Below are 24,437 nucleotides of genomic sequence, written 5' to 3'. Positions count from 1 at the left end.
CCCAGTTTCGGACATTGATAATCGCCTTAGACGACGCATAATCGCGGTATGGCTTATCGAAAATCAAACCGAGCAGGATGCTTCGTTTCGCTCGCTTTATCTGTCTTTGTCGGACTGCCGATATGGGCTGTATTGTTACTCGGCGAGCGTTCTTGCGACATGCATATCGGTCCGCCGTGTGCGATAAGCTGGGGCTGGCTAAGGCTGCTCAACGGATTGACTATAGCCGCTGTTTGCGCCGCTGCTGGTTGGCTCGCTTCATTCTTGGTCCGTGTTTCTGGCAACGAAGACCCGACCGGCGACGGCAGCTAACCACCTTCTATTGCCGTCAGACCCTTCGCGGGCGTTCATCGTGCCTACAAGCCGACCGGCAGCTATCGAGCGGGAAAGCTGTCGGTCCGCAAGCGCCCAAAGCCGGCTGTTGACGACGACGATGCCACGGCTACGATCCGGACTGATGAAGGCAGCCTTTCTCGCTACACTGTTGATGTGCTCTGGCTGTTCGGATGCCTGCCAGAACACCGTGGCTTCGCGGATCGCTTCCCCCGATGGCATCCATGTCGCGGTTTTGTTCCAGCGTGATTGCGGAGCGACCACGGGCTTCTCCACCCAAATTTCAATACTGGACGCCGACGACAAACCGTCCGGTGGCGGAAACGCATTTGTCGCGGACGACGATCACGGTGTCGCTACGGTCGGTGAGTGGGAAGGATCATGGGCTGAGACGAAATGGCTGTCGCCGGAACGCCTTCTCATCCGATATGCTGCGAAGTCTAGGCTGTTCAAACAAAAGGCACGGGTTTCTGGAGTGAATATCACCTATCAAATGGTCGGCGGCTAACGCCCACTTTCGGTCATTCCGTTGCGCCGGTGGATCGTGTCTATCCGCGCCGTTTGAACACGTAGTCGAGGCTGTCATCCAAGCCGATGACACGGAGCGATGTCGGCGTTCCGATGGCTGGCAAAGCGGTGCTGTCCCGGTTGAAATGAACGAACACGTAGTTCCCGCCGAACTCGACCGCTCCGTTACGAACGCCAATACCAGCGGCGACGGTGATCTGATTTCCGAATTTGCTCTCTGACACGACGTAATTCGTTGCCTTGTTAGCTGTGGTGACTTTTCCATCACGCAATAGCAGGGGTGCGCAACAAGCGTTGACGTAGGTGCCGTTCGCCCACGACTGCGACGGTAGTATATGGCGGGGCGAAACGGCGTAGATCAGCCCGAAAACGAAAAGCATTCCGGGAATTAGAATCAGACTGCTCCACCCCATCAGGGATGAGCGCATCTCGTCGTCGACGGCTCGGCTAGAAGAAACCATCCACATACGGTGACGGAAATTCCCAGACGGAGCAATGTCTGGTTTCCGCCAAATTAGCCGCTCAGCCTAATGGATCGCGGTCGTCTTTTGACGGTCGCGCCCACTACCGTCATCCCCGCAACGGCGGGGATCCATACTGGCTGACTGAGCAGGACTGCGGGGACGGTGCTAATGGATTCCCGCCTACGCGGGAATGACAGACAGTTTGCAAGAAATTTGCCCTTCCACCGCCAGCTAGACGACGCTTACTCCCCGACCCAAACACGACAGTGGCATTCACGAGCCTACAGCCTACATTCCTCGCCGGGGTGACGGCACCGCCGCCACCCCGACCAAGCCTTACCCGTGCGGGCGCATCACGACCTTGATGACGCCGTCTTCCTTGTCGCGGAACTTCTTGTACATTTCCGGCGCATCCTCGAGCGAGGCGGGGTGCGTCACGACGAAGCTCGGGTCGATGTCGCCCGCCTCGATCCGCGCGAGCAGCGGCTTGGTATACGCCTGGACGTGGGTCTGGCCCGCCTTGATCGTCAGGCCCTTGTTCATCAGCGCGCCAAGCGGGACCTTGTCGCCCATGCCGACATAGACGCCCGGGATCGACACCGTGCCGCCCATCCGGCAGCTCATGATCGCCTCGCGCAGCACATGGATTCGATCGGTCGCGAGGCCGACCGCCGCCTTGGCCTTGTCGAGCACAGCATCCGCCGAGCCGTGGCCCGAGGCTTCCGCGCCGACCGCGTCGATGCAGCTGTCGGGGCCGCGGCCCTTGGTGCGATATTGCAGCTCGTCATAGACGTTCTCGACTTCGCTGAAATCGATCGTCTCCGCGCCGCCGGCTTCCGCCATCCGCAGCCGCTCGGGGACTTCGTCGATCGCGATGACGCGGCCTGCGCCGAGCATCAGCGCCGAGCGGATCGCGAACTGGCCGACCGGGCCGCAACCCCAGATCGCGACGGTGTCGCCGGGTTCGATCTGCGCGTTTTCCGCGGCCATATAGCCGGTCGGAAAAATGTCCGACAGGAACAGCGCCTGTTCGTCGGTAACGCTGTCGGGGACCTTGATCGGGCCGAAATCGGCCATCGGGACGCGGAGATATTCAGCCTGCCCGCCGCAATAGCCGCCCAACATGTGGCTGAACCCGAACAGGCCGGCGGGCGAATGGCCCATCGCCTTGATCGCCATCTCGGCATTGGGGTTGGTCGTACAGCAGGCCGAGAACAGCCCCTTGCGGCAGAACCAGCAATCGCCGCAGCTGATCGTGAACGGCACGACGACGCGGTCGCCGATCTTGAGGTTGGTCACTTCCGAGCCAAGCGCAACGACTTCGCCCATATTCTCGTGGCCGAGGATGTCGCCCGATTCCATCGTCGGCTGATAGCCGTCGAGCAGGTGAAGGTCCGACCCGCAGATCGCGCAGGCAGTAACCTTGATGATCGCATCGCGCGGATGCTTGATTTCGGGGTCGGCCACGGTGTCGACGCGGACGTCGCCTTTCCCATGCCAGCATAATGCGCGCATCGTATGTCTCCGTCAGGCTTCGGATCTGCCCCGGGGGTAGGGCAGTGGATCCTGTCGCGGTAACGAGCGATGCTGGAAAAGGTCCCGGTCCTTAGTCAAAAGACAATAAGTAAATGTACCGGGAAACCCCGTGTTGTCTGCAGAACTAAACCTTGGTTAAGATTGTCCGGCCAACCCGGTTAGTCATTCTGCATTCTTGGCTGGAACAGTGCGCCGCCCTCGACCACCCAGATGATTCCCAGTACCGCGACCCCGATCGCGAGGTAGCCGATCGCCAGCGGGAAGGTCGTGCCGTTGTACGATTGCCCGATAGCGGTGCCTACCAGGACCGCGCCGACGCTGGTGATAAACCCCTGCACCGATGACGCGGTCCCCGCGATATGCCCGACCGGCTCCATCGCCATCGCGCCGAAATTGGAGCCGCACAGCCCGATGCAGGTCATGCTCAGCGCCTGGAAGACCATGTAGGTGATGAGCGATTCACGCCCGACGCCGATCACCGCGAGGTGGATGAGCGACAGGCCGATCAGCCCGAACACAGCGACCTGCGAGATCAGCCGCGTCCCCAGCCGCTCGACCAGCCGGCTGTTGGCAAAGGACGCGCACCCCATCGAAAACGCGCAGACCGCGAACAGGATCGTGAAGCGTTCGCCCGCGTGGAATTCATCGACGAAGATCTGCTGCGCCGACGCCACGAACGCGATGATTCCGCCGAAGGTCAGCGACGCGGCGAGCGCATAGCCCGCCGAATAGCGGTTGGTCAGCGTCAGGCGGTAGGAGCTGGACAGCGTCGCGATCGAGATCGGCACGCGCCGCGCGACCGGCAGCGATTCGCGCAGCCGTGCGAGCGTCCATGCCAGCACGAACGCCGCGAAGCCGGCGAGCGCGTAGAAGATAAAGCGCCACGGCCCCATCGTCAGCAGCACCTGCCCGAGGCTCGGCGCGAGGATCGGCACGAGGAAGAAGATCATCTGCGCGACCGACAACGTCCGCGCCATCGTCCGCCCCGAGAAATTGTCGCGCACGATCGCGACCGCGAGCACCCGTGTCGCCGCCGACATCAGCCCTTGCAGGATGCGCGCACCGAGCAGCGCACCGAACGTGCCCGAACTCGCCGCGAAGATGCTCGCGGCGACGAAGCCGATCAACGTGATGATGAGGATCGGCTTGCGGCCATAGCGATCGGTCAGTGGGCCGTAAGCGAGCTGGCCGGTGCCGAACCCGAGCATGTACGCGGTGATGATCCACTGCCGGTGGTTGGCGGTGGCGATCGACAGGTCCCGCCCGATATCGGCAAGCGCGGGGAGCATCAGGTCGACGCCGAGCGCGTTGACCGCCATCAGCGCGGCGACGAACGCCACGAATTCATGACGATGCATCGCGGGGAGGGGGGAGGTGGATCGCGTGGACATGGCGTCCGCTTAGTGCTGCGGGGCGGGATAGGCCATCGTTGATGCTGGCGAAGCAAGGGCGGGGTGCGCGAGCGCGGTTCTTTCGCGTCGGACGCGTCCTGTTCGCTCGCGCCGGTTCGGGTCAGGCTGCTCAACCGTCCCTCCATGCCCTCCTTCCTTACGCTTCCCCGGCGCAGGCCGGGGCCCCGTCGCGCAGGTCGACGTCATCGAGCGTCGCCACCGCCATGCGCGGCCCACGACTGGGCCCCGGCCTCCGCCGGGGAAGGGCAGAGGGGGATGTCGTGCGGGCGGGCTGCGCGAGGGCGGTTCTTTCGCGTCGGACGCGTCCTGTTCGATCGGGCCGGATTGGGTCAGGCTGCTCAACCCTACCCTCCTTGCCCTCCTCCCTTACGCTTCCCCGACGTAGGCCGGGGCCGAGTCGCGCAGGTCGACGTCATCGAGCGCTGCCCCCGCCATGCGCGGCCCACGACTGGGCCCCGGCCTCCGCCGGGGAAGGGCAGAGGGGGATGTCGTGCGGGCGGGCTGCGCGTGGGAGGTTCTTTCGCTTCGGGCGCGTCCTGTTCGATCGGGCCGGATTGGGTCACGCTGCTCGCCCCCCCCGATGCCCTCCTCCCTTACGCTTCCCCGGCGCAGGCCGGGGCCCAGTCGCGCAGGTCGACGTCATCGAGCGCTGCCCCCATCATGCTCGGCCCACGACTGGGCCCCGGCTTTCGCAAGACCTCTGCGAACATCGCCCGATCCCGCATCCGTCACCCCGGCGAAGGCCGGGGCCGTGTGGTTATCCGGGCGCGGCGAGACGGCTGGGCGCGGTATCACCGGTTTTGCCACCTTACATGGCGGCCCCGGCCTGCGCCGGGGTGACGGGCAGAGGCAACGGTGCGACTTTCGGAGAGGGCTCGCCTTCGCCGGGGAAGTGGGGGAGGAAAAGCGCGTCGAGCAAGGACGGATGTACTCGTCCCACCGGCAGGGCTTTCCTCCCGCCACACTCCCACGGTAAGGCGCTCCATCAACGATAGAACATTCCCGGGGGAAGCATGGCCAGTCTGTTGCGCCGCAAGATCATCAAGACCGGCGCCGACCAGCCCGCCGACCAGCAACTCGCGCGCACCTTGTCCTGGCCGCACCTGATCGCACTTGGTGTCGGGGCGATCGTGGGAACGGGCATCCTGACGCTGATCGGCGTCGCCTCGGATCGCGCAGGCCCGGCGGTGTTGCTGAGCTTCGCGGTCGCGGGCGCGATCTGCGCGTGTGCGGCGCTCTGCTATGCCGAAATGGCGACGATGATCCCCGCCTCGGGCAGCGCCTATACCTACAGCTATGCGGTGCTCGGCGAGATCATCGCCTGGGTGGTCGGGTGGAGCCTGATCCTCGAATATTCGCTGGTCGTCTCGGCTGTCGCGGTCGGCTGGTCGAGCTATGCCGTGCGCTTCCTCGCGGGCGTCGGGATCGTTCTCCCTCAAGTCCTGACGCATGGCCCGAGCGTCGGTGGGGCGTTCGGGATCAATGTCCCCGCGGTCTTCATCATCGCGGTCGTCGCGGGGCTGTTGACGCTCGGCACGCGCGAGAGCGCGCGGATCAACAGCGCGCTCGTCATCCTCAAGATCGTCACGCTGACGCTGTTCGTGATCGTCGCGTTGCCACACTTCGATTCCGCCAATCTCCATCCGTTCGCGCCCTATGGTTATGGCAGCGTCGCGGGGGCGGACGGCGTGAAATACGGGATGATGGGTGCCGCCGCGATCATCTTCTTCGCCTTCTATGGCTTCGACGCGATCTCGACCGCGGCCGAGGAGACCAAGAACCCCGAGCGCGACCTCGCGATCGGGATCGTCGGGTCGATGGTGGTGTGCACGATCATCTACATCGTCGTTGCGCTCGCGGCGGTCGGCGCGGTCCATTACAGCGTCTTCGGCAAGAGCGCCGAGCCGCTCGCGCTGATCCTCGTCCAGCTCAAGCAACCCGGCATCGCGACGATTATCGCCGCGGCCGCGGCGATTGCGCTGCCGACGGTGATTCTCGGCTTTCTCTACGGGCAGAGCCGGATCTTCCTGGTCATGGCGCGCGACGGTTTCCTGCCCCCCGCGCTTGCCCGGGTCTCCACGCGCGGAACCCCCGCGCGCGTGACGCTGATGACCGCGCTGTTCGTCAGTGTCATCGCGGCGCTGATGCCGATCGACGTGATCGCCAGCCTCGCCAACGCCGGCACGCTCTGCGCGTTCGTCGCGGTGGCGGCGTGCGTGCTCGTGCTGCGGCGGCGCGATCCCGCCGCGCGTCGCCCGTTCCGCATGCCGCTCGCCTTCGTCATCGCCCCGCTCGCGATCCTTGGCTGCGCATATCTTTTTACCAGCCTGCAGGTCGTAACCCAGCTTTCGTTCGTTGCGTGGAACGCGGTCGGCCTGCTGGTGTACTTCGCCTATGGCCGCGCCCGCGCGACGATCGCCGCCTGAACCGCGCGCGGAAGAGGGAATTCGACGATGTCCGCAGCCAAAGAAGGTGAATCCAATCTGGTGATCTTCGCCGCCCTGGCGGCAAATCTCGGTATCGCGGTCGCGAAGTTCGTCGCGGCGGCGATCACCGGTTCGTCTTCGATGCTGACCGAGGGGTTCCACTCGGTCGTCGACAGCTTCAACCAGTTGCTGTTGCTCTATGGCCAGCATCGCGGGAAGCGGCCGCCGGACGTCGCCTATCCGTTCGGCTATGGCCGCGAACTGTATTTCTGGAGCTTCGTCGTCGCGATCCTGATCTTCGGGGTGGGCGCTGGCGTGTCGGTCTACGAGGGGTGGGTCCATCTCGAGGAACCCGAGCCGCTGCGTGACCCGCTGGTCAACTACATCGTCCTCGGCGTCGCCTTCGCGCTGGAGGGAACGTCGTGGGTGCTCGCGGTGCGCGGTTTCGCCGCGGACAATCGCGGGCGGGGCTGGTGGCAGGCGGTGCGGCGGTCGAAGGACCCGGCGGGCTTCATCGTATTGTTCGAGGATTCGGCGGCGCTGGCTGGCCTGATCGTCGCGGGCGCGGGTGTCTGGCTGAGCCACGCGCTGAACGATCCCCGGATCGACGGCATCGCCTCGATCGTGATCGGGCTGACCCTCGGCGTGGTCGCCGCGTTGCTCGCTCGGGAGGCGAAGGGGTTGCTGATCGGCGAGGGCGCCGACCCGGCAATCGTGGCGCGGGTCCGCGCGATCGTCGACGGCCGACCGGAAATCACCGCCGTCAACCACGTCCGCACGATCCATACCGCGCCGCAGAGCATCTTCGTCGCGATCAGTGCGGACTTCGTCGATACGCTGTCGATGGGCGAGGCCGAGACGCTGATCGAGCGGATCGAGACCGAGCTGAAACAGGCCGAGCCGATGTTGTCATCGATCTACATCCGGCCGGAAAAGCGCGAGGATGCGGCGGTGCTGCCGGGGGCGCCGACGGCCTGAGGCGAAGCTGTACGTCGTCGCCGCGGCAAACCGGTGGACCGCAGGCTCGCGGCGTCAGCCCACCGGCACGATCTCCACGACGTCGAGCAGCGATTCAAACCGTGGCGACGGCAGCACCAGCCGCCAGCGCCGCGTGCCGATCCGCTCGACGTACCCGGCAAGATCGCGATTGCCGTCCTTGCCGTAGGGCAACGCGCGATGTTCGTCACCGATCACCATCGTGCCCAGGAACACGGTACGCGCGGAGGAATCCTCATACAGCGTGCCGACCGGACGTTGGCCACCGCCGATCTTGTACATTCGGACGACGCCGCCCGTCGCATCTACCCCGCAGTCGACCACGGGATAGGCCGTTAACGCGCGCATGGCGGTGCCGTTGGCGCCCAGCTTGGTCACGCGGCAGCGATAGGCGCCCGACGGCGGAACGGGGTCGGGCAGCGCGCGATCCGGATCGAACAGCGCGGGATCCGCGTCGAGCTGCGCCATCAGCCCCGCCGCGCGCACCTGCGCCAGCGCATCGATCCAGGCGCCCCGCCACGATCGCAATCGCGCCCGGTCGGCCGGCGTCGCCACCTGTCGCCAGTCGCCTTGACGATCGGCCGCTGCGGAAAGGCCGGGGGCGGCCACCGCCTTCGCACCGCGGCCGCCGCAGGCGGTCAGGATCGCGCACAGGACAAACCCCGACAGGCGGGCAGGGCCGTTCACGGGCATGGGCTCATAGCAGGGCATTCCTTCGGCGGGGTGTTTCGCAACCAACCACGCAATTCCAGCAAAGCCAAGGACTTCCGTGCCCCATCCTGGGGTGTTGCCGGATCAGGCGGCGGTCCATCCGCCATCGACCGACAGGTTCGCGCCGGTGATCGCCTTGGCCTCGTCGCGGCACAGGAAAAGCGCGAGCGCGGCGACCTGCTCGACGGTGACGAACGCCTTGGTGGGTTGTGCGGCGAGCAGCACGTCGTTCAGCACCTCGTCGCGCGTCATCCCGCGCGCCTTCATGGTGTCGGGGATCTGCGCCTCGACCAGCGGGGTCCAGACATAGCCCGGCGAGATGCAATTGACGGTGATGCCGTCGGTCGCGGTTTCCAGCGCGATCGTCTTGGTCAGTCCGGCGAGCCCGTGCTTGGCCATCACGTACGCGGACTTGTTGGGGCTGGCGACGAGCGAATGCGCCGACGCGGTCGAGATGATCCGGCCCCATCGGGCCGCCTTCATGTACGGCACCGCTGCCTGCATCATGTACCAGGCGGAATTGAGGTTGATCTGGATGATCGCCTCGAACTTGTCGGCGGGGAAATCCTCGATCGGGGCGACATGCTGGATGCCCGCGTTGTTGACGATGATGTCCGGGCCGCCGAGCTGGTCGTGGCAGCGCTTGACCATGGCCGCGATCTGCTCGGGCTTGGTCATGTCGGCGGCGTCGTACAGCGCCTTGCCGCCACTGGCCGCTTCCAGCTTGGCGCGCTCGGTCTCGATTGCAGCCGCATCGCCGAAGCCGTTGATGACGACATTCGCGCCCTCCGCCGCAAACGCCTGCGCATAGGCAAGCCCGATGCCCGAGGTCGATCCGGTGACGATGGCGGTTTTGCCCTTGAGGAACATGCGGAGTCTCCGTTGCGGCGGGGGATGGTCAGATCGTGCGCGGTGGGTTCGGTTGCGTCAGGTCGAAGGTCGCGCTCTTTCCGGTCTCGATATTCTGCGCGATCAGCTGGGCGTTCGCCATGGTCTCTTCCACCGCCGCCAGACCCGCGCTCCAATGCTCGCGCATCGTGCGGGCGGAAAACTCGAAATCGCGGCTGCCGCCCTCCCAGGCATTGGCGCGGTGGATCAGATGGACCAGGTTGACCGGATCCTCATGCGACCGCGCCGTCAGGGCGACGACATCGGGGTCGTCCTGCAGGTCTGCGGGCAGCTTCGCCAGCACCCGCCGCGCCAGCTCGCGATCCTTGCGGACGCGCATCATCTGGTCCGACACCTGGCGCGTGCGGCTGGAAAAGCGGATTTCCTTCTCGCGCGCCATGACGTCCATGATGGTGCGCGGATGTTCCGATGCCGCCGGGAACAGATCGATCTGGAACGCCAGCAACGCGCCTTGCTGATGATCGAGCACGTGCGTCAGCGGGGTGTTCGACACCAGGCCGCCGTCCCACCACCACCGGCCGTCGATCTCGATCGGGGGGAGGCCGGGCGGCAGCGCGCCCGATGCCATGATATGGCGGGCGTCGATGCGTGTTTCGGTGGTGTCGAAATAGGCGAAATTGCCATTCTCCACATCGACCGCGCCGACCGAAAGCCGGACCGGACCGGCATTGAGCAAATCCCAGTCGATCAGTCCGTCCAGCGTCGCCTTCAGCGCATGGCTGTCATAGAAACTCAGTGCCTCCGGCGTCCCCGGGATCGCCAGCGTCGGGGGGATCAGCCGCGGCGTGAAGAAGCCGGGAACACCCCCGGTCAACACCGTGCCGGCGGACCATTCGTGCAGGAATTCACGGACTCGATCGTTGGGAAAGATCGGGAAGCTGGGCAACGCGCTGGTGACCGTATCCCAGAAGGCGGTCAGCTTCTCGACGCGCCGCTCCGGCGGGTTCCCGGCAAAGATCGCGGCGTTGACCGCACCGATCGAAATGCCGGACACCCAATCGATCTCGATCCCGCTCGAGGCCAATCCCTCGATCACGCCGGCCTGGTAACTGCCCAGCGCGCCGCCGCCCTGCAGAACCAGGGCGACACAATCGGGTAGCGGCAGGCTCTTGGCCCGGCGTTTCGGCTTGATCGATTCTGTATCTGCCATGGCCACGACATGCGCGTGTTGCAGTGCAGGATCAACGCCCGTTTTCACGGAATAAGCGCTCCGCCCGAGGACAAAAACGGCGCCGTGGCATGCACCCTTGCAACAAGCCGGCCTGCCGCGCATTCATGCCGCAACGGCAACGAATCTCGGAAAACATCCGCCATGCGTCTCGACGACTTCGATCCCAACATCAATGTCGAGGACCAGCGCGGGCAGGGCGGTGGCAGCGGCTTCGGCGGTTTCGGCGGCGGGGGCGGCGGCGGTCTGCTGTTCGGCCTGCTCCCGCTGGTGTTCAGCCGGTTCGGGTGCGGCGGCGTGGCGGTATTGCTGGCGGTGCTGCTGTTCTTCGGCGGCGGGCTCGGCATGCTCGGCGGGGGCGGCGGCGGTCAGGTGGGGGCACCGACCCAGCAGGCCGGGAGCGCGCGCGCGGGCACCGACGCAAAGTCGAGCTGCACGCTGAATGCCGAGAGCAAGGTCGCGTGTAACGCCTTCAGCTCGGCCGACAAGACGTGGGCCGCCATCTTCCAGCGCGAGGGCAAGACGTTCCAGCAGCCCAAGCTCGTATTCTACGGCGGTGACGGCCGTTCGGGCTGCGGCGCGGCACAGAGTGCGATGGGGCCGTTCTACTGCCCGCGCGATCAGGGTGTGTATCTCGACACGAGCTTCTTCGGGGAACTGGCCAATCGCTTCGGCGCCAAGGGCGACTTCGCGCAGGACTATGTGATCGCCCATGAATTCGGCCATCACATCCAGAACCTGCTCGGCACGTCGGACAAGGTCTCCAGCATCCAGCGCAGCGGCAACGAGGTCGAGGGCAACAAGGCCTCGGTCAAGCTGGAACTGCAGGCGGATTGCTACGCCGGGGTATGGGCTGCCCAGAACCGTGACCGGCTCGATCCGGGCGATCTGGAGGAGGGCATGACCGCGGCGAAGGCGATCGGCGACGACACGCTTCAGCAGCAATCGCAGGGTCGGGTCGTTCCGGACAGTTTCACCCACGGCACGTCGGCGCAGCGCATGAAATGGCTGCGGACCGGGATGGAAAGCGGTGATCCCAACGCCTGCGACACGTTCTCCGGCGCGATCTGAGCGCTGACCGCAACCCAGCCCGGGGCTCCGGGCTGGGGAGGTAGTGCCCCTTTCGTCAATCAATGGGCGCATACGCGCTTTGGGAGGCCGGGGGGTAAGCCCCGGATTTGGCGGAGGCCCCGGATCTGGTCCGGGGCCTGCCCCCCTTCTTACAGCCGAACCAGCATCTTCCCCGTGTTGCCCCCGGTGAACAGGCCGAGAAACGCATCCGGCGTGGCGTCCAGGCCATCATGGACGGTATCCTGGCTGGTAAGCGCGCCGCTCTTCACCATCGCCGCCATGTCCGCGTAAAAGTCCGCAGCACGCGCGAAATACGGCGTAACTAGGAACCCCTGCATCCGGATCCGCGCACCGATCAACCGCATCAGATAGCGCAGTTGCGTCGGAGCCCCGCTATTGTACGCGTCGATCATGCCGCAGATCGCGAAACGCGCCTGATCGCGGGCTTGCGCGAGTGCCGCATCGAGATGATCGCCGCCGACATTGTCGAAATACACGTCGATCCCGTCCGGGGCGGCGGCGCCCAGCGCCTTCACCAAGGGCACGTCTCCCTTGTAGTCGATCACGTGATCCGCACCCAAGGATTTGACCCAGGCACATTTGTCGGCACCCCCGGCCGATCCGATGACCGTCATTCCCTTGGCCTTGGCGACCTGCACCACGGTCGAACCGACGGCACCCGCGGCGGCGGAGACGAACACCGTCTCGCCCGGCTTGGCCGACGCCACGTCCAGCAATCCCCAATAGGCCGTCATGCCGGGCATGCCGAGCATGCCGAGGAACTGTTGGTCGGGCACGCCGAGATCGGGCAGCTTCTGGACCTGGTTTGCCGGCAGGATCGCTTCATCGCGCCAGCCCAGCATGTGCTGGACCTTGTCGCCGACCTTGATGGCGTCGGAACGGCTCTCGACAACCTCGCCGAGCGCGCCACCCTGCATCGGCTCGCCGAGCGCGAACGGCGCGACATAGGACTTCGTGTCGTTCATCCGTCCGCGCATGTACGGGTCGACCGATAGCCAGCGGTTCGCGACCCGCACTTCGCCGTCGTTCAAGGCGCGCGAGCCGGTCTCGACCAAGGCGAAATCGCCGTGCTGCGGCATGCCGGTCGGGCGGCTTTTCAAGGTCCAGGAACGGGGCATTGGCGCTTTCTCCATCAGGTGTTTCGAAGTCGAGGTATGCGCGGCGGGGAGTGATGGCAACGAAAAAACCCCTCCTCCGCCGAAGCGGAGGAGGGGCTCTCGTCACGATCGAAATTTCCTTTGCGAACGCAACGCGTTCAGTAGGTCCCGCCGAAGCTCCGATTGAGCGTCCGCGGACCGTCGGCCGAGTCGGACCCCTTGGCGTCCGTAGTCTTGGCGTCGGTGGTCTTGGCGTCGTCGTCGCCGAAGAACGCCTGATTCCGTTCCTCGTCGCGCCAGTGCGCCTTGGCGTCCTCAGCCGTCTTGGAGATCGTGACCTTGTCCGCGACGCTCTGCAGCCAGCTCGACGGGATCGAATGGTGGCGACCACCGGCGTCGGCGTCATTCTTCGTCAACAGGATCCGGTCACCGCGAACCTTGTCGACCGTGCCGACATGCGCGCCGTCCGAGCCAAGAACTTCCATATGCTCGGTGACTTGCGCCAGCGACTGGCGCTGCGTCTGGCGATTGGTGCGCCATGAACCGAACTCGGACTCGAACTTCGTGCGGTTCTCCCGGCGATATTCGTCATAGTCCCGATCGAGCGCCTCGATCTGCGTCCGGCGCCAGCTGCCGTAGTGGTCATCGCTGCCCGACCGCTCCGTGGCGGACCGCTCGGTGCCATAGCGCTGATCGTCATACCGCGCGTCCATGTCGCGACGGCGCGTCGCCTCATCATCGCCGAACCAAGACCGGACCTCGTCGCCCGCCCGGTCGAAGAATCCGCGGTCGTCGTAATCATAGCCCTGGGGCTGGCGGCCATAGCCCGGCTGGCCCTGGCCCTGCGAACCGTGGCGCTGCTGGTCCTGCGGTTTCCCATAGGCACGATTGGAGTCACGATTGCCGTACATGTCGGGTCGACCGTAATCTTCCCGCCCCTGGGCGCGCCCCTGGAACCGGTCGCCATGGCCGCCGTCGCCATAGGCGCCGCCACCGTAGGAACGGTTGCCGTAGCCGCCGCGGGACTCATAGCGATCATTGCCGCCCTGATCCTGGTAGCCGCCACGGTCGCGGTTCTGGCCGCCGCCATACCCGTAAGAGGTCGACCGCGAGTCGCTGTCCGACCCGTAATTCTGCTGGCGATCCGCGCCGCGCGGGTCCCGCCCGTACCGATCGCGATCGCCATAAGGGCTCTGCCCATAGTCCTGATACTGGTCACGGTTGTCATGTCGGTCGTCGTTCGACCGGGGATAGCGTTCATAAGCCATGATAGCGTCCTCCTGAGACAAGGGTGCCAAATGGCGCGTCGTTCGGCGCGTCGCAGTGGCAGCTGTCAAAACTCGGGAAAAAGCGGCTCGGTTCCGTGGTCTAACGCACATTCGAGGCGCGTCGTCGACACCGCTGGCGGATGCGGGGGGCGCGGCAGGCGGGTTGGTGAAGGCGGCCCATTGCCAGCGGCGAAAAGCAGCGTTAAGGCGGCAGTCCCGCCGAACGACCGGCCGGGGCGTGGTGCGGGGCTGTAGCTCAGATGGGAGAGCGCTGCAATCGCACTGCAGAGGCCAGCGGTTCGATTCCGCTCAGCTCCACCACGCCAAGCCCGTCGCCACGCGCATCCTTTCACGGCGCGGAGCCTAGTCGCTTCCGTATCGTTGATGCACAATGCCACCGATGTCTCCCGCCGACCGCCTGTCCCGCCCGCTGAAAGGCATGATCGTCGGTCAGGTGCGGGCGTTGTTCAACGATCAGGCGCGGGGCGAACGACCCGTCCAGCGGCGTGATGACGCCCTGTTTCCTCCAGATTCTGTTGCCTGGCGCGTGCACGGGGACGTGACCTCGATGCTGGTCGGGGGTATCGCGGCGCTGCTGTTGCAGATGTTGCACCCATCGGTACTCGCCGGCGTATGGGATCACTCGGGGTTTCGGGACGACATGCAGGGCCGGCTGCGCCGCACCGCGCGGTTCATTGCGGTGACGACCTATGGCGCACCCGATGATGCCCGAGCGTTGCTCGCCAAGGTGCGCCGCATCCATGACCATATCGGCGGCACCCTGCCGGACGGAACGTCCTACCGTGCCAGCGATCCCGCGCTGCTCGCCTGGGTCCATGTCAGCGAGGTGCTGAGCTTTCTGGATGGCTGGATCCGTTACGGCGAACCGGGCATGAGCCGTGCCGACCAGGATCGCTATGTCGCCGAAATGGCGCGCATTGCCGAGCCGCTCGGGGTGGAAGCGATCCCCCGGACGCGGGCGGAGGCCGAGGCCTTGCAGGCCGCGATGCGGCCGCAACTGAAGGTCGATGCGCGAACGCGCGACGTCGCGACGGTCCTGTTGCGGCAGCCGGCGCCCTCGCTGGCAGCACGCCCGTTCCAGACGATCACCATGCAGGCGGCGATCGACCTGTTGCCGGGCTGGGCACGGACGATGCACGGACTGGAGCGACCCGGACTTGGCGTGCCGCTGCTGCGTGCGGGGACGTTCGGGGTCGCCAGCACGCTGCGGTGGGCGTTCCGGGGATGACGACGCCGCCCCCGTCGCCGATTCCTGCCGCGACGCTGGTGCTGTTTCGCAGCGGCGGTGGCGCCCCCGAACTGTTGTTCGTCGAACGGTCGAGGACGATGGCGTTCGCCGGCGGTGCGCTGGTGTTTCCCGGCGGGCGGGTCGATCCCGGCGACCACGCGCTGGCGGCAACGTTCGACGGCGACCCCGACGAAAGCGCCGCGCGCATTGCCGCGATCCGCGAGACGCTGGAGGAGGTTGGGCTGGCGATCGGCCTCCAGGCGATCGATGCCGATCGTCTGGCAGGGCTGCGAGCGGCGTTGCATGGCGGCGTGGGTTTCGGGGATGCCCTCGTTGCCGCGCAGGCCGTGCTGGCGATCGACGGGCTGGTGCCGTTCGCGCGGTGGTGCCCGTCGCATGCTCCCGCCCGCATTTTCGACACGCGGTTCTTCCTCGCCGAAGTTCCCGCCGAGGCGCCCGACCCGGTGGTCGACGATACCGAGAATGTCCGCGTCTTCTGGGCGACCGCGCAGGCCGTGCTCGACCTTGCCGATTCCGGGGCCGCCAAGATCATCTTCCCGACCCGTCGCAACCTCGAGCGTCTCGCCCAATTCGACAGCTTTCGGGCCGCCGTGGCGGACACGGCCGATCGCCCGATGCGAACGGTCACGCCATGGGTCGAGGATCGCGACGGCATGCCGCATCTCTGTATCCCGACCGATCTCGGCTATCCCGTGACCGCCGAACCGATGGAGGATGCGGTCCGCGGATAGCCGCTCAGTTGGGCAGCGCGGTCGCTTCGACCTTCTCGACCCAATGGGGGAAGAAGCCTGGCTGGCGATTGGACCATCCCGACGCGGTCGCCGCGGCTTCGCTGATCGATTGCAGCAACGTGCGCCGCAGGTCGGGGTGGAGATGCGGCAAGGCGGCGGCCGAGCAGAAGGCGGCGGGCAACCACGGCCTGACTTCCGCGCCGACCAGTCGCTCGTACAGGAAGCGATAGGCCGCGAATGTCGTAAGCCGTCCCTGGCCCAGGTCGAAGGCAGACACGGTCAACAGGGGCGCAAGAAACGGTTCCAGCGACTCCAGCCCGCCGCCATCGGGCATCGTGGCGCGGATATCGGGCAGGCGTGCGTATAGCCGCGCCTGGGCGCGAATGCTTGCCGCTTCGATCACATCGCGGGACCAGCGCAGCATGGCGTCCTCGCGGTCGAGGCCGATGTCGAGTGAACGGCGGATATAGCGCTGGGTTGCCGCTGCAAACCCCGCGAATTCCTTCATCTCCGCCAGGGTCATCGTGCCGTTGGCCGCTTTCATCCGGAAACCCATGTGCCACTCCGCTGCTAAGGGTGCAGTCGGACGACCATGCGCTTACCGGATTACCCCGTGGTTAACGCCGATCGCTTTCTGCGCCACCAAGCGACCATAGGTTGTGTTGCGACGCAACATGCATTGCGATCAAGCGTTTAAAACCTTCGAAAATATCCGCTAGCGTTGCGCCCGCGCAACGGAAGTTGCGCGGGCGGTGGATGGTTAACGCTTGTCCGTCGCCAGCTTCGCTTCCGCTTCGGGATCGTAGCCGGACGATTTCGGGGGCTCGCTATTCTCGCCTGGACGCGTCGAGGCGGGTGGATCCGACGCATCCATCGACTCGTCCAACGCATTGTCCAGCGCCGCGTCGGGGCTGGTGGGGTTGCGCTCGAGGCGCTGCGCGATGGACTGGTCCTGACCGGCATCCTGCTTGGGATGCTGGATGTGGCCCGTTGCATCGTCCTCGGGATCGCCAGGAGCGACCGAAAGGCTGTCCAACGCCTTTTCGTCGATCAGCTTGGGGTCATCGTTCATCGTAGCTCTCCTGATCGTTAGGGCCATAGAACGACCCGACCCGCAAGCCTGTTCCGTCAGGGCAGCCGCGTCACCGATACGCGCTGGGCGACGAAGGTCGCGCGACCGAAGACGGTCATGAACGCAATGTCGGTCGCATCGCGGCCCACCGCGACGCGGACGAGGTCCGAACAGCTTGCCATGCGGGTGGCGTCGACCAGATGCCACCGGTCCCCCAGCCACACTTCCGCGACCGCGTGGAAGTCGGGCGGATCCACGCCGGGGGCATAGGCCGAAACGCAACGCGCCGGGATGCCGCCCGCGCGGGCGAGTGCTACGAGCAGGTGCGCATAGTCGCGACACACGCCGTGCCGCTCCGCGAAGGTCATCATCGCGGTGGTGGTGCCGTTCGACGTGCCGCATTCGTAGCGCAGATGCCCCGCCACCCATTCGACCAGCGCGGCGGCGAGCGGGCCGCCCTGCAACCCGCCGAACTGCTGCTCGACAAACCCCTCCAGCCGATCCGATTCACAATAGCGGCTGGGCAGCAGATACGGGATCGTCTCGGGCGGCATGGCGCGCGGCGGGGTGGGGCCGAGCGTCCTGAAATCCACGGCCGGCCGATCGATCCGGACGATCGCGCGATAGTCCGCGCGAAACGCTCCTTCGCCGCGCGCCCAGCAGCGTTGGCCGATGCCGTCTTCACCAGGGACCGCCCGCAACGGTTCGGGCGAGTAGACGCGCAGGTCCTGCAATTCGAGGTGCTGGTCGGGCTGTTTTGCCGCCTCGATCAGCAGCAGCACATCTGCGGCCCCGTCGATGGTATAGTCGAGCATGGCCTCGATCGCGATGCGCATGGTGGTCCTCTGCCTGTGACGAAGAAAAAGGCCCGATGGATCGTGCCATCGAGCCCTTCCGGATGCTGTGGATCCGTACCGCGTTTAGTTGCGGTTGCCGAACAGGCGCAGGATGAACAGGAACATGTTGATGAAGTCGAGGTACAGGCTCAGCGCCGACATGATCGTCACGCGCTGCTCATATTGCGTACCGGCGACCTGGGCATACAACGCCTTGGTGCGCTGCGTGTCGTAGGCCGTCAGGCCGGCGAACAGCAGGACTCCGACGAAGCTGATCACCAGCGCCAGCGGGCCCGAATGCAGGAACACGTTGAGCAGGCTGGCCACGATCAGGCCGATCAGCCCCATCATCAGGAACGTGCCGAACGCCGACAGGTCCCGCTTGGTCGTGTACCCGTAGAGGCTGAGACCACCAAAGGCCGCAGCCGTCGCGAAGAACGCCTGGGCGATGGCGACCGGGCTATAGACCAGGAAGATCGTCGAGAGCGAAAGCCCCATCGCGACCGAGAAGCCCCAGAACATCGCCTGCAGCGTGCTGTTCGACATGCTGTTCTGGCCGAAGCTCATCCCGAAGACGAAGCCGAGCGGCGCGAGCGTGATGACCCACTTGAGAATGCCGGGGCCGCCGAACACCGTTGCAGCTGCGCCGCTGGCCACGAAGCCCAGCGCGACGATGCCGGTCAGCAGAACCGCCGACGTCATGTAGTTGTAAACAGACAGCATGTACCGCCGCAGGCCGGCGTCATACGCCTCCGAGCGGGTGGTCCCAGCCGTCTGGAACGCGGAAGCGTTCGGACGGGGATCAGACCAGTTTGCCATTACCAAAAGCTCCTTGCAGCCGGCCGTGTGCCGGTTACGCTGAATATCGGCGCACTGCGTCCGCATTTCAAGCGAATCCGGGGGCAACGGGGCGGTCAGCAACACTGTCTCACAATAGGCCGTACGGCGTGCCGCCTGCGCGTGCGCGCGGACGACATCGCACTCGACCATAATCTTGCGATGAAATCGCTAAGCGAAAGATATGGGACCCACGGTGATCGATCACGGTGCGGCGAACATATTCTCTGTCACAACACCGTCATGATCTGCCGGCTCTGATGACACAATGAAGTCAAGTTGATGACGATGCATAATGTCTAACTGTTGATTAGGAAGTTATACATGATTCATGTTAGGACGCGCCAAACCGGGCGATAGGAATGCTCGAATGCTGTTGGCAGTCTTCGTGATTCTGGTGGTCGGTCTGGGCATCGGCCTGTGCAGCTTCCTGCTGAAGCGGAACAAGCGTTCGCGGCGGCGGCGGACGCATTATGTCACTATTGCCGTAAGAGACTCCGACCGGGCGACCGACCACGAGAACGATCTGTAAAGATCTTGCCGATCGCGCGGATCTCCGGCGGGACGCATCCCGCTATGCAACGCCCGGCGACCGTACCGCGCCACCGCGGCGGCAGCACCGCGGCGGACGTTCATTTAAAATCGCTTTCGTAATCTCGGTATGCTCTGCTAGTCCTGGCGCAAGAACAGAAAAGACCGAGAGGATCCAGCATGACGACCACCGGCGCGGCCACGGCCGATGCGTCCGAAACTGTGCGCGTATCGCGGTACGCCTGGCTGGTGTTGGGGATCCTCTTCCTCGTTTACGTCCTGAATTTCGTCGATCGGCAGATCATCTCGATCCTTGCCGAGGACATTAAGCGCGATCTGCATTTGAAAGATGAGGATCTCGGCTTTCTCTACGGTACGGCGTTCGGCGTGTTCTATTCGCTGTTTGGCATTCCGCTCGGGCGGCTTGCCGATACGTGGCATCGAGTCCGGCTGATGACGGTCGGCCTGGCGTTATGGTCTGCGATGACCGCGGCTTCGGGGTTGGCGCAGAGCGGCGGCGGGCTGGCCGGGGCGCGGATCGGCGTAGGCGTAGGCGAAGCCACCGCAAGCCCCTCGGCTTACTCGCTGATCTCGGACTATTTTCCCAAACGTCTGCGCGCCACGGCGCTCGCGATCTATTCGTCGGGGCTGTACGTCGGGGGCGGGCTATCGCTCGGGATTGGCGGACTGATCGTCCAGCGATGGAATCACGCCTATCCGAGCGGCGGACCCTTCGGGCTCCATGGCTGGCAGGCCGCCTTCATGCTGGTCGGCGTGCCGGGCCTGATCCTCGCGCTGGTCGTCGCAACCCTGCGGGAACCGATCCGCGGGGCAGTCGAGGGACTGCCGCAGCCCGAACGGCATCCCGCACCGTTCAACGCGTTCCTCGCCGAGCTGTTGACGATCCTGCCGCCGTTCACGCTGATCGGCGCTGCCCGGGGCGGGCTGCAGACGTTTCTGGTCAATATCTTGGCACTGGGGATCGTGGTCGCCGGCGTGCTGGGGTTGCACGCGATCGGGGAACCATGGCCGCAGTGGATCGCGATCGGGATCGGCGTCTACGCCGTCTTCTCCTGGGCGGCGGCGTTGAAGCGCCGGGACCCGCCGACCTATCGCTTGATCGTCGGCAATCCGGCATTCCTGTGCATCGTCGTTGCCTATGGGCTGAACGCCTTCATATCCTACGCCATCAGCTTCTGGGCGGCACCGTTCGTGCTGCGGACGCTCGGCGAGACGCCGGCCGTCGCGGGCCTGTTCGTCGGCTCGACCGGGGCGCTCGCCGGGTTTCTCGGCGTGATGCTCGGCGGGCTCGCCGCCGATCGGTTGCGCAGGGGCAATCCCGCGGGCCGGGTGCTCGTCGTGCTGTTCGGTGCGACGGTGCCGATCCCCTTTGTCATCCTGGCTTTCACCGCGACGACCACAATGGTCTTCTATCCGTGTTTCTTCATCGCCAGCATCTGCGCCAGCACCGCGCTCGGCGCGGCGGGGGCGACGATGCAGGACCTCGTGCTGCCCCGGATGCGCGGGACCGCGACGGGGACGTTCTTCATCGGAACGACGTTGCTCGGACTGGCGATGGGCCCCTATCTCGCGGGGCGCATCTCGACGCTGTCAGGCAGCCTGTCGATCGGGGTGCTGTCGCTGCTGTGCGCCGCGCCGATCACGATCGCAGCAGGGATTGCTGCCTATCGCCTGGTCCCCCGCGCCGAGGCCCAGCGCGAGGCCTGGGCGCGCGTCGCCGGCGAAACGATCTGATCCTTAGGGATGACCGGGCGGCCATTTCATCCCAAGAGATGAGGGGGCCGCCGTTCGGGGTGGGTCTGCGCAAACCCTTCGGAAAGCCTTTCGGACATTACTCTCGCGGCGGACCAACTGCGGAGAGTATTCATGTTTTCGGCTGAGATCGTCACGCTTCCCGGACATGCGGGCACCGTCCGGAGCACGCGCAAGGCCGATCGCTCCGACGTCACCATGCCCGGCAGGGTAGGGGATCTGGGCGCGCGCAGCCTTTGCCGCATTTCCGACCTGTCGACGTCCGGCGCGCGTCTGAAGACCTTTCAGCCGCTCGTGCCGCACAGCGTCATCATGCTCCGGTTGCCCAGCCAGCCGCCCCGGCGGGCACGGATCGTGTGGGCGGACGATTTCACCGCCGGCTGCGCGTTCGAGCGACCGATCGACCAGACATTGCTCGACGCGCTGGTCGCGATCTACGGCTTTACCCCCGCGCTTCCCGAGATCGGGATGTTCCGGCTCCCCTGACCCGATCGGATCAGCTTGCGCCGAAGACCCCGCAGGCGATGCGACCACCGCTGTTGCCCGAGGGATCGGTCATCAGGTCGTCCGGGTTTGCATGGACCACCAATGCCGAGCCGTCCGCGTCGAGCAACCCGGCCATCGTCGCGCCGGGCAGAACGATGCCGATCGTGCCACGCCCGTTCGAGCCGACGATCAGGTTGGGCAGGTCGCCTTCATGCGGACCCTGCGGGTTCATCGACCCGTGTTTTGCCGCCGTGGGGTTCCAATGGCCGCCGGCCGTCGCGAAATCCGGGGCGTCGCAATGGCCCACGGCGTGGACGTGCGCGCCGTGCGTGCCCGGTGGCATGTTGCGGACGTCGAGCGTGAGGCGAAGTCCGCCGCCGACCTCGGTAGCCGTTGCGCGACCGACATCGGCGCCGTCGGGCGTGCGCAGCATCGCGACCGCATGGGCCCCGTTCGCCATCGGCGTACCGGTCTTCAGCTCGTTCCTGTCGCATGCGGCCAGGCCGAGCGTGGCCAAGGTCGCTGCCGCGAGGATCCGTACGCGCATCGGGAATCTCCTGCTTTGTGTCGGTGCCGGGGTGCGCCTTAACGCAGCGCGCGACAACCATACCCCGGCGTGGTCCTCAAAACACAGCCAAAAAAAAGGGCCGCGCGACTCACGCCGCGCGGCCCCGTACAGATGGCGTCGGTTTAGTTGGCGTTGCTCGTCTTGATGAAGCCGTTGACGCCGTTCGGGAAGAAGCCGCCCCCGACGGTCGCCGACTTGGTGAGGTAGACGATGTTGAGGACGTTCGCTGCGGACCGGCTGTATGCGATGCCACTGGCATCGGTCGGGACGATATTCGAGATCGTCGAATCCGCGCCGGCAATGCCCTGATCGTCGTCGGTCGTGCCATCGAGGCTGTCGCGCGCGTCGCTGATCAGGCGGACCGTGTCGAACAGCGACCCCGTTCCAGTGCCGCCGGCAAGGCCCTTGGCATACAACACCGTGCGCACCAGCCCGGCGTGATAGGCTTCCGCCGCGAGGATACCCGCTGCTGCGTCCAGATACGTCTTGCTGGTCAGCAACGGTGCCGCGCCCTTATAGGCACTGACGCCGACGTCCTCGAAGATGAACGCGCCGAGCAGGAAGTTGTTGTCATTGGCATAGGGGTCGAACGTCCCCGTTGCCGACACGACGCCAGCCGCGCGCGCCGCGGCCGTGAACGCGCCCGTTGCGCTGCCGTCGATATTGATGGCGGGCATTGCAACGGCCGCCGATCCCAGCGCGGTTCGCAGGAACGCGACGTGTGCGATCTCGTCGGATGCGATTTCCCGCGCATATTGCGCAACCACCGGATCGGTAAAGGTCACCTGCTTGCCGCCGGTGACCGCGCCCTGCGTTCCCACGCCCGACAGCTGCGAGGCCGGAAGACCGGTTCCGTAGACGGCGTAGGAGTAGAATTGCGCCTCGAGATATTCGAGGTTGAGCGCGAAGTTCAGGATGTCCGCGTCGGTCGCCGCGGTGGTGCCCGTCGGGGTCGGGGTGGGCGTCGGCGTGGGAGTGGGCGTCGTATTGTTGTTGCCGCCGCACGCCGCCAGCAGCGACAGGCCGCCGGCCGCGATCGAGGCCTGGCCGGCCGCGCGAAGGAAGCTGCGACGTTCGTCCCGGCGGCGATCGCTCGCCTCCAGAACCTGTGTGAGCATGTCTTGATCGTTCATGTCGAATTCTCCCTGAAGGGATCGAGAGGCATTGACGCGCTTAGGCGGTCACGGTGCTCGTCTTGATGGTGCCATTGACGCCGGCGGGGAAAAATCCGCCCATGCCGACACCGGCGTTCGTCGTGTTCAGGTACACGATGTTCAGGACCTGACCCGTCGTCCGGCTGTAGGCGAGGCCATTGCCGTCGAGCGGTACGATATTGGACGCGAGCGAGCCGTTGATCGTCGTTGGCGAAATGCCCTGGTCGTCGTCCGAGGACCCGTCGAGCGAATCACGGGCATTGGAGATCGAATCTGCCGATGTCCGCAGCGTGGGCGTCTGTACGCCGCGCGCATAGAGCGAGGTCCGCACGAGACCGGCGTGATAGGCCTCGACGGCCAGGATGCCGGCAGCTGCCTCGAGGTAGGTCTTGTTGGTGATCAGCGTTGCGGCGCCCTTGTAGGCCGTCACCCCCACGTCCTCGAAGATGAACGCGCCGAGCAGGAAGCTGTTGTCGTCGGCATAGGGGTTGAAGTTGGCGGACAGGCCGGCTGCAACGGCGGCCGTGCTGAACGCGCCGCCGGGGCCGCCCGCAATGTTGATGGCGGGTTGTGCCACGGCCGATGTCATCAGCTGGCTGCGGAGGAACGTCACGTGCGCGACTTCGTCCTGCGCGATTTCCTTGGCATAGGCGATGACCAGCGGATCGGACAGATTGGCCTTCTGACCGCCGGTGACCGCGCCCTGCGTTCCCGTGCCGGTCAGCAGGTTTGCCGCAAGGCCGGTCCCGTTGACCGCGTAATTGTAGAATTGCGCTTCGAGATATTCGAGGTTGAGCGCGAAGTTGAGGACGTCTGCGTCAGTCGGTGCGGTCTGCGCGTCGGCGCGTTGGCCGATGGCAAGCGCGCTCATACCGGCACCCGCGATCGCGGCGGCACCGAATGCATTCTTGAAGAACTCACGGCGTTCGTTGCGGCGTTCTACGCGCCGGTCGAATGCTTCGATGAGTTGCTGGTTAACGTCGTCGGTCATCGAACTAGACCTCCCTGTGGATGGTAAAGCGCCAACTCGCCCGCCTGGAGTCGGTTCCATGTCATTGATAAACAATAATAAAACGTACTTTTGGCAGGCGCACGGCGGGTCGGTTCGCGACCGACGGCCGCGACTTTTACCGCTGTGGCACAGCTACGCGCGGCGTTTCCGCAGGGATGCAGTCCGTCACAATAATTCGTATCGATCCCATTCGGTTTCATGAAATGTCGTGAACGGGCCCTCATCAA

At 65.4% G+C, this 24,437-nt stretch carries 24 protein-coding genes and 1 tRNA gene; 10 read left to right on the top strand and 15 right to left on the bottom strand.

What is annotated here, in order from left to right; all coding sequences use genetic code 11:
• Window positions 1-457: 457 nt before the first annotated feature.
• A complete protein-coding gene (locus tag L8G49_RS17620) occupies window positions 458-841 on the top strand; it encodes a hypothetical protein (protein ID WP_242187032.1) in 384 nt (127 codons plus the stop codon).
• Window positions 842-881: 40 nt separating this feature from the next.
• On the opposite strand, the gene L8G49_RS17615 is transcribed toward L8G49_RS17620, so the two are convergent.
• The 3 genes from L8G49_RS17615 to L8G49_RS17605 all read right to left on the bottom strand — a co-directional run bounded on the left by L8G49_RS17615 (window position 882) and on the right by L8G49_RS17605 (window position 4,219).
• The gene (locus tag L8G49_RS17615; RefSeq protein ID WP_242187031.1) at window positions 882-1,322 is read right to left on the bottom strand and encodes a hypothetical protein; all 441 of its coding nucleotides are present in this window, start codon (window positions 1,320-1,322) and stop codon (window positions 882-884) included.
• A gap of 339 nt (window positions 1,323-1,661) precedes the next feature.
• Window positions 1,662-2,840: a zinc-dependent alcohol dehydrogenase gene (locus tag L8G49_RS17610; RefSeq protein ID WP_242187030.1), complete on the bottom strand. Its 1,179-nt coding sequence runs from the start codon at window positions 2,838-2,840 to the stop codon at window positions 1,662-1,664.
• A 179-nt stretch (window positions 2,841-3,019) separates the two neighbouring features.
• A complete protein-coding gene (locus L8G49_RS17605) occupies window positions 3,020-4,219 on the bottom strand; it encodes a multidrug effflux MFS transporter (protein WP_242140181.1) in 1,200 nt (399 codons plus the stop codon).
• A 1,067-nt stretch (window positions 4,220-5,286) separates the two neighbouring features.
• On the opposite strand from L8G49_RS17605, the gene L8G49_RS17600 reads away from it, so the two are divergent.
• A complete protein-coding gene (locus L8G49_RS17600; protein WP_242139988.1) occupies window positions 5,287-6,699 on the top strand; it encodes an amino acid permease in 1,413 nt (470 codons plus the stop codon).
• A 27-nt stretch (window positions 6,700-6,726) separates the two neighbouring features.
• A complete protein-coding gene (locus tag L8G49_RS17595; RefSeq protein ID WP_242187029.1) occupies window positions 6,727-7,677 on the top strand; it encodes a cation diffusion facilitator family transporter in 951 nt (316 codons plus the stop codon).
• A 54-nt stretch (window positions 7,678-7,731) separates the two neighbouring features.
• Here the strand turns inward: L8G49_RS17595 and L8G49_RS17590 are convergent, their stop codons facing one another.
• From L8G49_RS17590 to L8G49_RS17580, 3 genes are all read right to left on the bottom strand, one after another.
• Window positions 7,732-8,388, bottom strand: a complete 657-nt coding sequence (locus L8G49_RS17590; protein WP_242187028.1) for a DUF4893 domain-containing protein — start codon at window positions 8,386-8,388, stop codon at window positions 7,732-7,734.
• 102 nt (window positions 8,389-8,490) lie between these two features.
• Complete coding sequence (locus L8G49_RS17585; RefSeq protein WP_242187027.1) at window positions 8,491-9,276, bottom strand: 3-hydroxybutyrate dehydrogenase; 786 nt, start codon at window positions 9,274-9,276, stop codon at window positions 8,491-8,493.
• Window positions 9,277-9,304: 28 nt separating this feature from the next.
• Entirely contained in the window at window positions 9,305-10,465 is a 1,161-nt protein-coding gene (locus L8G49_RS17580) for a patatin-like phospholipase family protein (RefSeq protein ID WP_242187026.1), read from the bottom strand.
• A gap of 162 nt (window positions 10,466-10,627) precedes the next feature.
• Here L8G49_RS17580 and L8G49_RS17575 point away from each other — a divergent pair, with 162 nt between their 5' ends.
• Window positions 10,628-11,554 carry a neutral zinc metallopeptidase gene (locus L8G49_RS17575; protein WP_242139993.1) on the top strand — a complete coding sequence of 309 codons (927 nt, stop codon included), beginning with the start codon at window positions 10,628-10,630 and terminating at the stop codon, window positions 11,552-11,554.
• A 149-nt stretch (window positions 11,555-11,703) separates the two neighbouring features.
• Here L8G49_RS17575 and L8G49_RS17570 read toward each other — a convergent pair whose 3' ends face one another.
• Window positions 11,704-12,693: an NADP-dependent oxidoreductase gene (locus L8G49_RS17570; protein WP_242187025.1), complete on the bottom strand. Its 990-nt coding sequence runs from the start codon at window positions 12,691-12,693 to the stop codon at window positions 11,704-11,706.
• A 137-nt stretch (window positions 12,694-12,830) separates the two neighbouring features.
• Window positions 12,831-13,940 carry a DUF2171 domain-containing protein gene (locus L8G49_RS17565; protein ID WP_242187024.1) on the bottom strand — a complete coding sequence of 370 codons (1,110 nt, stop codon included), beginning with the start codon at window positions 13,938-13,940 and terminating at the stop codon, window positions 12,831-12,833.
• 245 nt (window positions 13,941-14,185) lie between these two features.
• Here L8G49_RS17565 and L8G49_RS17560 point away from each other — a divergent pair.
• The 3 genes from L8G49_RS17560 (at window position 14,186) to L8G49_RS17550 (ending at window position 15,941) form a co-directional block, all read left to right on the top strand.
• A tRNA-Ala gene (locus L8G49_RS17560) sits at window positions 14,186-14,261 on the top strand.
• 79 nt (window positions 14,262-14,340) lie between these two features.
• Window positions 14,341-15,189: an oxygenase MpaB family protein gene (locus tag L8G49_RS17555; RefSeq protein WP_242187023.1), complete on the top strand. Its 849-nt coding sequence runs from the start codon at window positions 14,341-14,343 to the stop codon at window positions 15,187-15,189.
• Window positions 15,186-15,941 (top strand): NUDIX domain-containing protein, encoded by a 756-nt coding sequence (locus tag L8G49_RS17550; RefSeq protein WP_242187022.1) that lies wholly within the window; start codon window positions 15,186-15,188, stop codon window positions 15,939-15,941. The genes L8G49_RS17555 and L8G49_RS17550 overlap by 4 nt, the downstream gene beginning before the upstream one ends.
• Before the next feature lie 4 nt (window positions 15,942-15,945).
• On the opposite strand, the gene L8G49_RS17545 is transcribed toward L8G49_RS17550, so the two are convergent.
• The 4 genes from L8G49_RS17545 to L8G49_RS17530 form a co-directional block, all read right to left on the bottom strand.
• Window positions 15,946-16,497: a hypothetical protein gene (locus L8G49_RS17545; RefSeq protein WP_242187021.1), complete on the bottom strand. Its 552-nt coding sequence runs from the start codon at window positions 16,495-16,497 to the stop codon at window positions 15,946-15,948.
• 204 nt (window positions 16,498-16,701) lie between these two features.
• Window positions 16,702-17,013: a hypothetical protein gene (locus tag L8G49_RS17540; RefSeq protein WP_242139998.1), complete on the bottom strand. Its 312-nt coding sequence runs from the start codon at window positions 17,011-17,013 to the stop codon at window positions 16,702-16,704.
• A gap of 56 nt (window positions 17,014-17,069) precedes the next feature.
• A complete protein-coding gene (locus tag L8G49_RS17535; protein WP_242187020.1) occupies window positions 17,070-17,849 on the bottom strand; it encodes a transglutaminase family protein in 780 nt (259 codons plus the stop codon).
• Between the two features lie 84 nt (window positions 17,850-17,933).
• A complete protein-coding gene (locus tag L8G49_RS17530; protein WP_242140000.1) occupies window positions 17,934-18,668 on the bottom strand; it encodes a Bax inhibitor-1/YccA family protein in 735 nt (244 codons plus the stop codon).
• 388 nt (window positions 18,669-19,056) lie between these two features.
• On the opposite strand from L8G49_RS17530, the gene L8G49_RS17525 reads away from it, so the two are divergent.
• From L8G49_RS17525 to L8G49_RS17515, 3 genes are all read left to right on the top strand, one after another.
• On the top strand, window positions 19,057-19,218 hold the full coding sequence (locus L8G49_RS17525) for a hypothetical protein (protein ID WP_242187019.1): 162 nt from the start codon (window positions 19,057-19,059) through the stop codon (window positions 19,216-19,218).
• Window positions 19,219-19,397: 179 nt separating this feature from the next.
• Window positions 19,398-20,972 (top strand): MFS transporter, encoded by a 1,575-nt coding sequence (locus tag L8G49_RS17520; RefSeq protein ID WP_242187018.1) that lies wholly within the window; start codon window positions 19,398-19,400, stop codon window positions 20,970-20,972.
• 132 nt (window positions 20,973-21,104) lie between these two features.
• A complete protein-coding gene (locus L8G49_RS17515; protein ID WP_242187017.1) occupies window positions 21,105-21,476 on the top strand; it encodes a PilZ domain-containing protein in 372 nt (123 codons plus the stop codon).
• A gap of 10 nt (window positions 21,477-21,486) precedes the next feature.
• Here the strand turns inward: L8G49_RS17515 and L8G49_RS17510 are convergent, their stop codons facing one another.
• The 3 genes from L8G49_RS17510 to L8G49_RS17500 form a co-directional block, all read right to left on the bottom strand.
• The gene (locus L8G49_RS17510; protein WP_242187016.1) at window positions 21,487-22,023 is read right to left on the bottom strand and encodes a superoxide dismutase family protein; all 537 of its coding nucleotides are present in this window, start codon (window positions 22,021-22,023) and stop codon (window positions 21,487-21,489) included.
• Window positions 22,024-22,166: 143 nt separating this feature from the next.
• A complete protein-coding gene (locus tag L8G49_RS17505; RefSeq protein WP_242187015.1) occupies window positions 22,167-23,177 on the bottom strand; it encodes a ferritin-like domain-containing protein in 1,011 nt (336 codons plus the stop codon).
• 40 nt (window positions 23,178-23,217) lie between these two features.
• Entirely contained in the window at window positions 23,218-24,189 is a 972-nt protein-coding gene (locus tag L8G49_RS17500; RefSeq protein WP_242187013.1) for a ferritin-like domain-containing protein, read from the bottom strand.
• Window positions 24,190-24,437 lie beyond the last annotated feature (248 nt).

This window comes from Sphingomonas sp. CARO-RG-8B-R24-01 (assembly GCF_022662295.1).
Taxonomy (GTDB): Bacteria; Pseudomonadota; Alphaproteobacteria; order Sphingomonadales; family Sphingomonadaceae; genus Sphingomonas.
The sequence above is the reverse complement of the archived record's forward strand: the minus strand, read 5'-3'. Positions and strand labels throughout refer to the sequence as shown.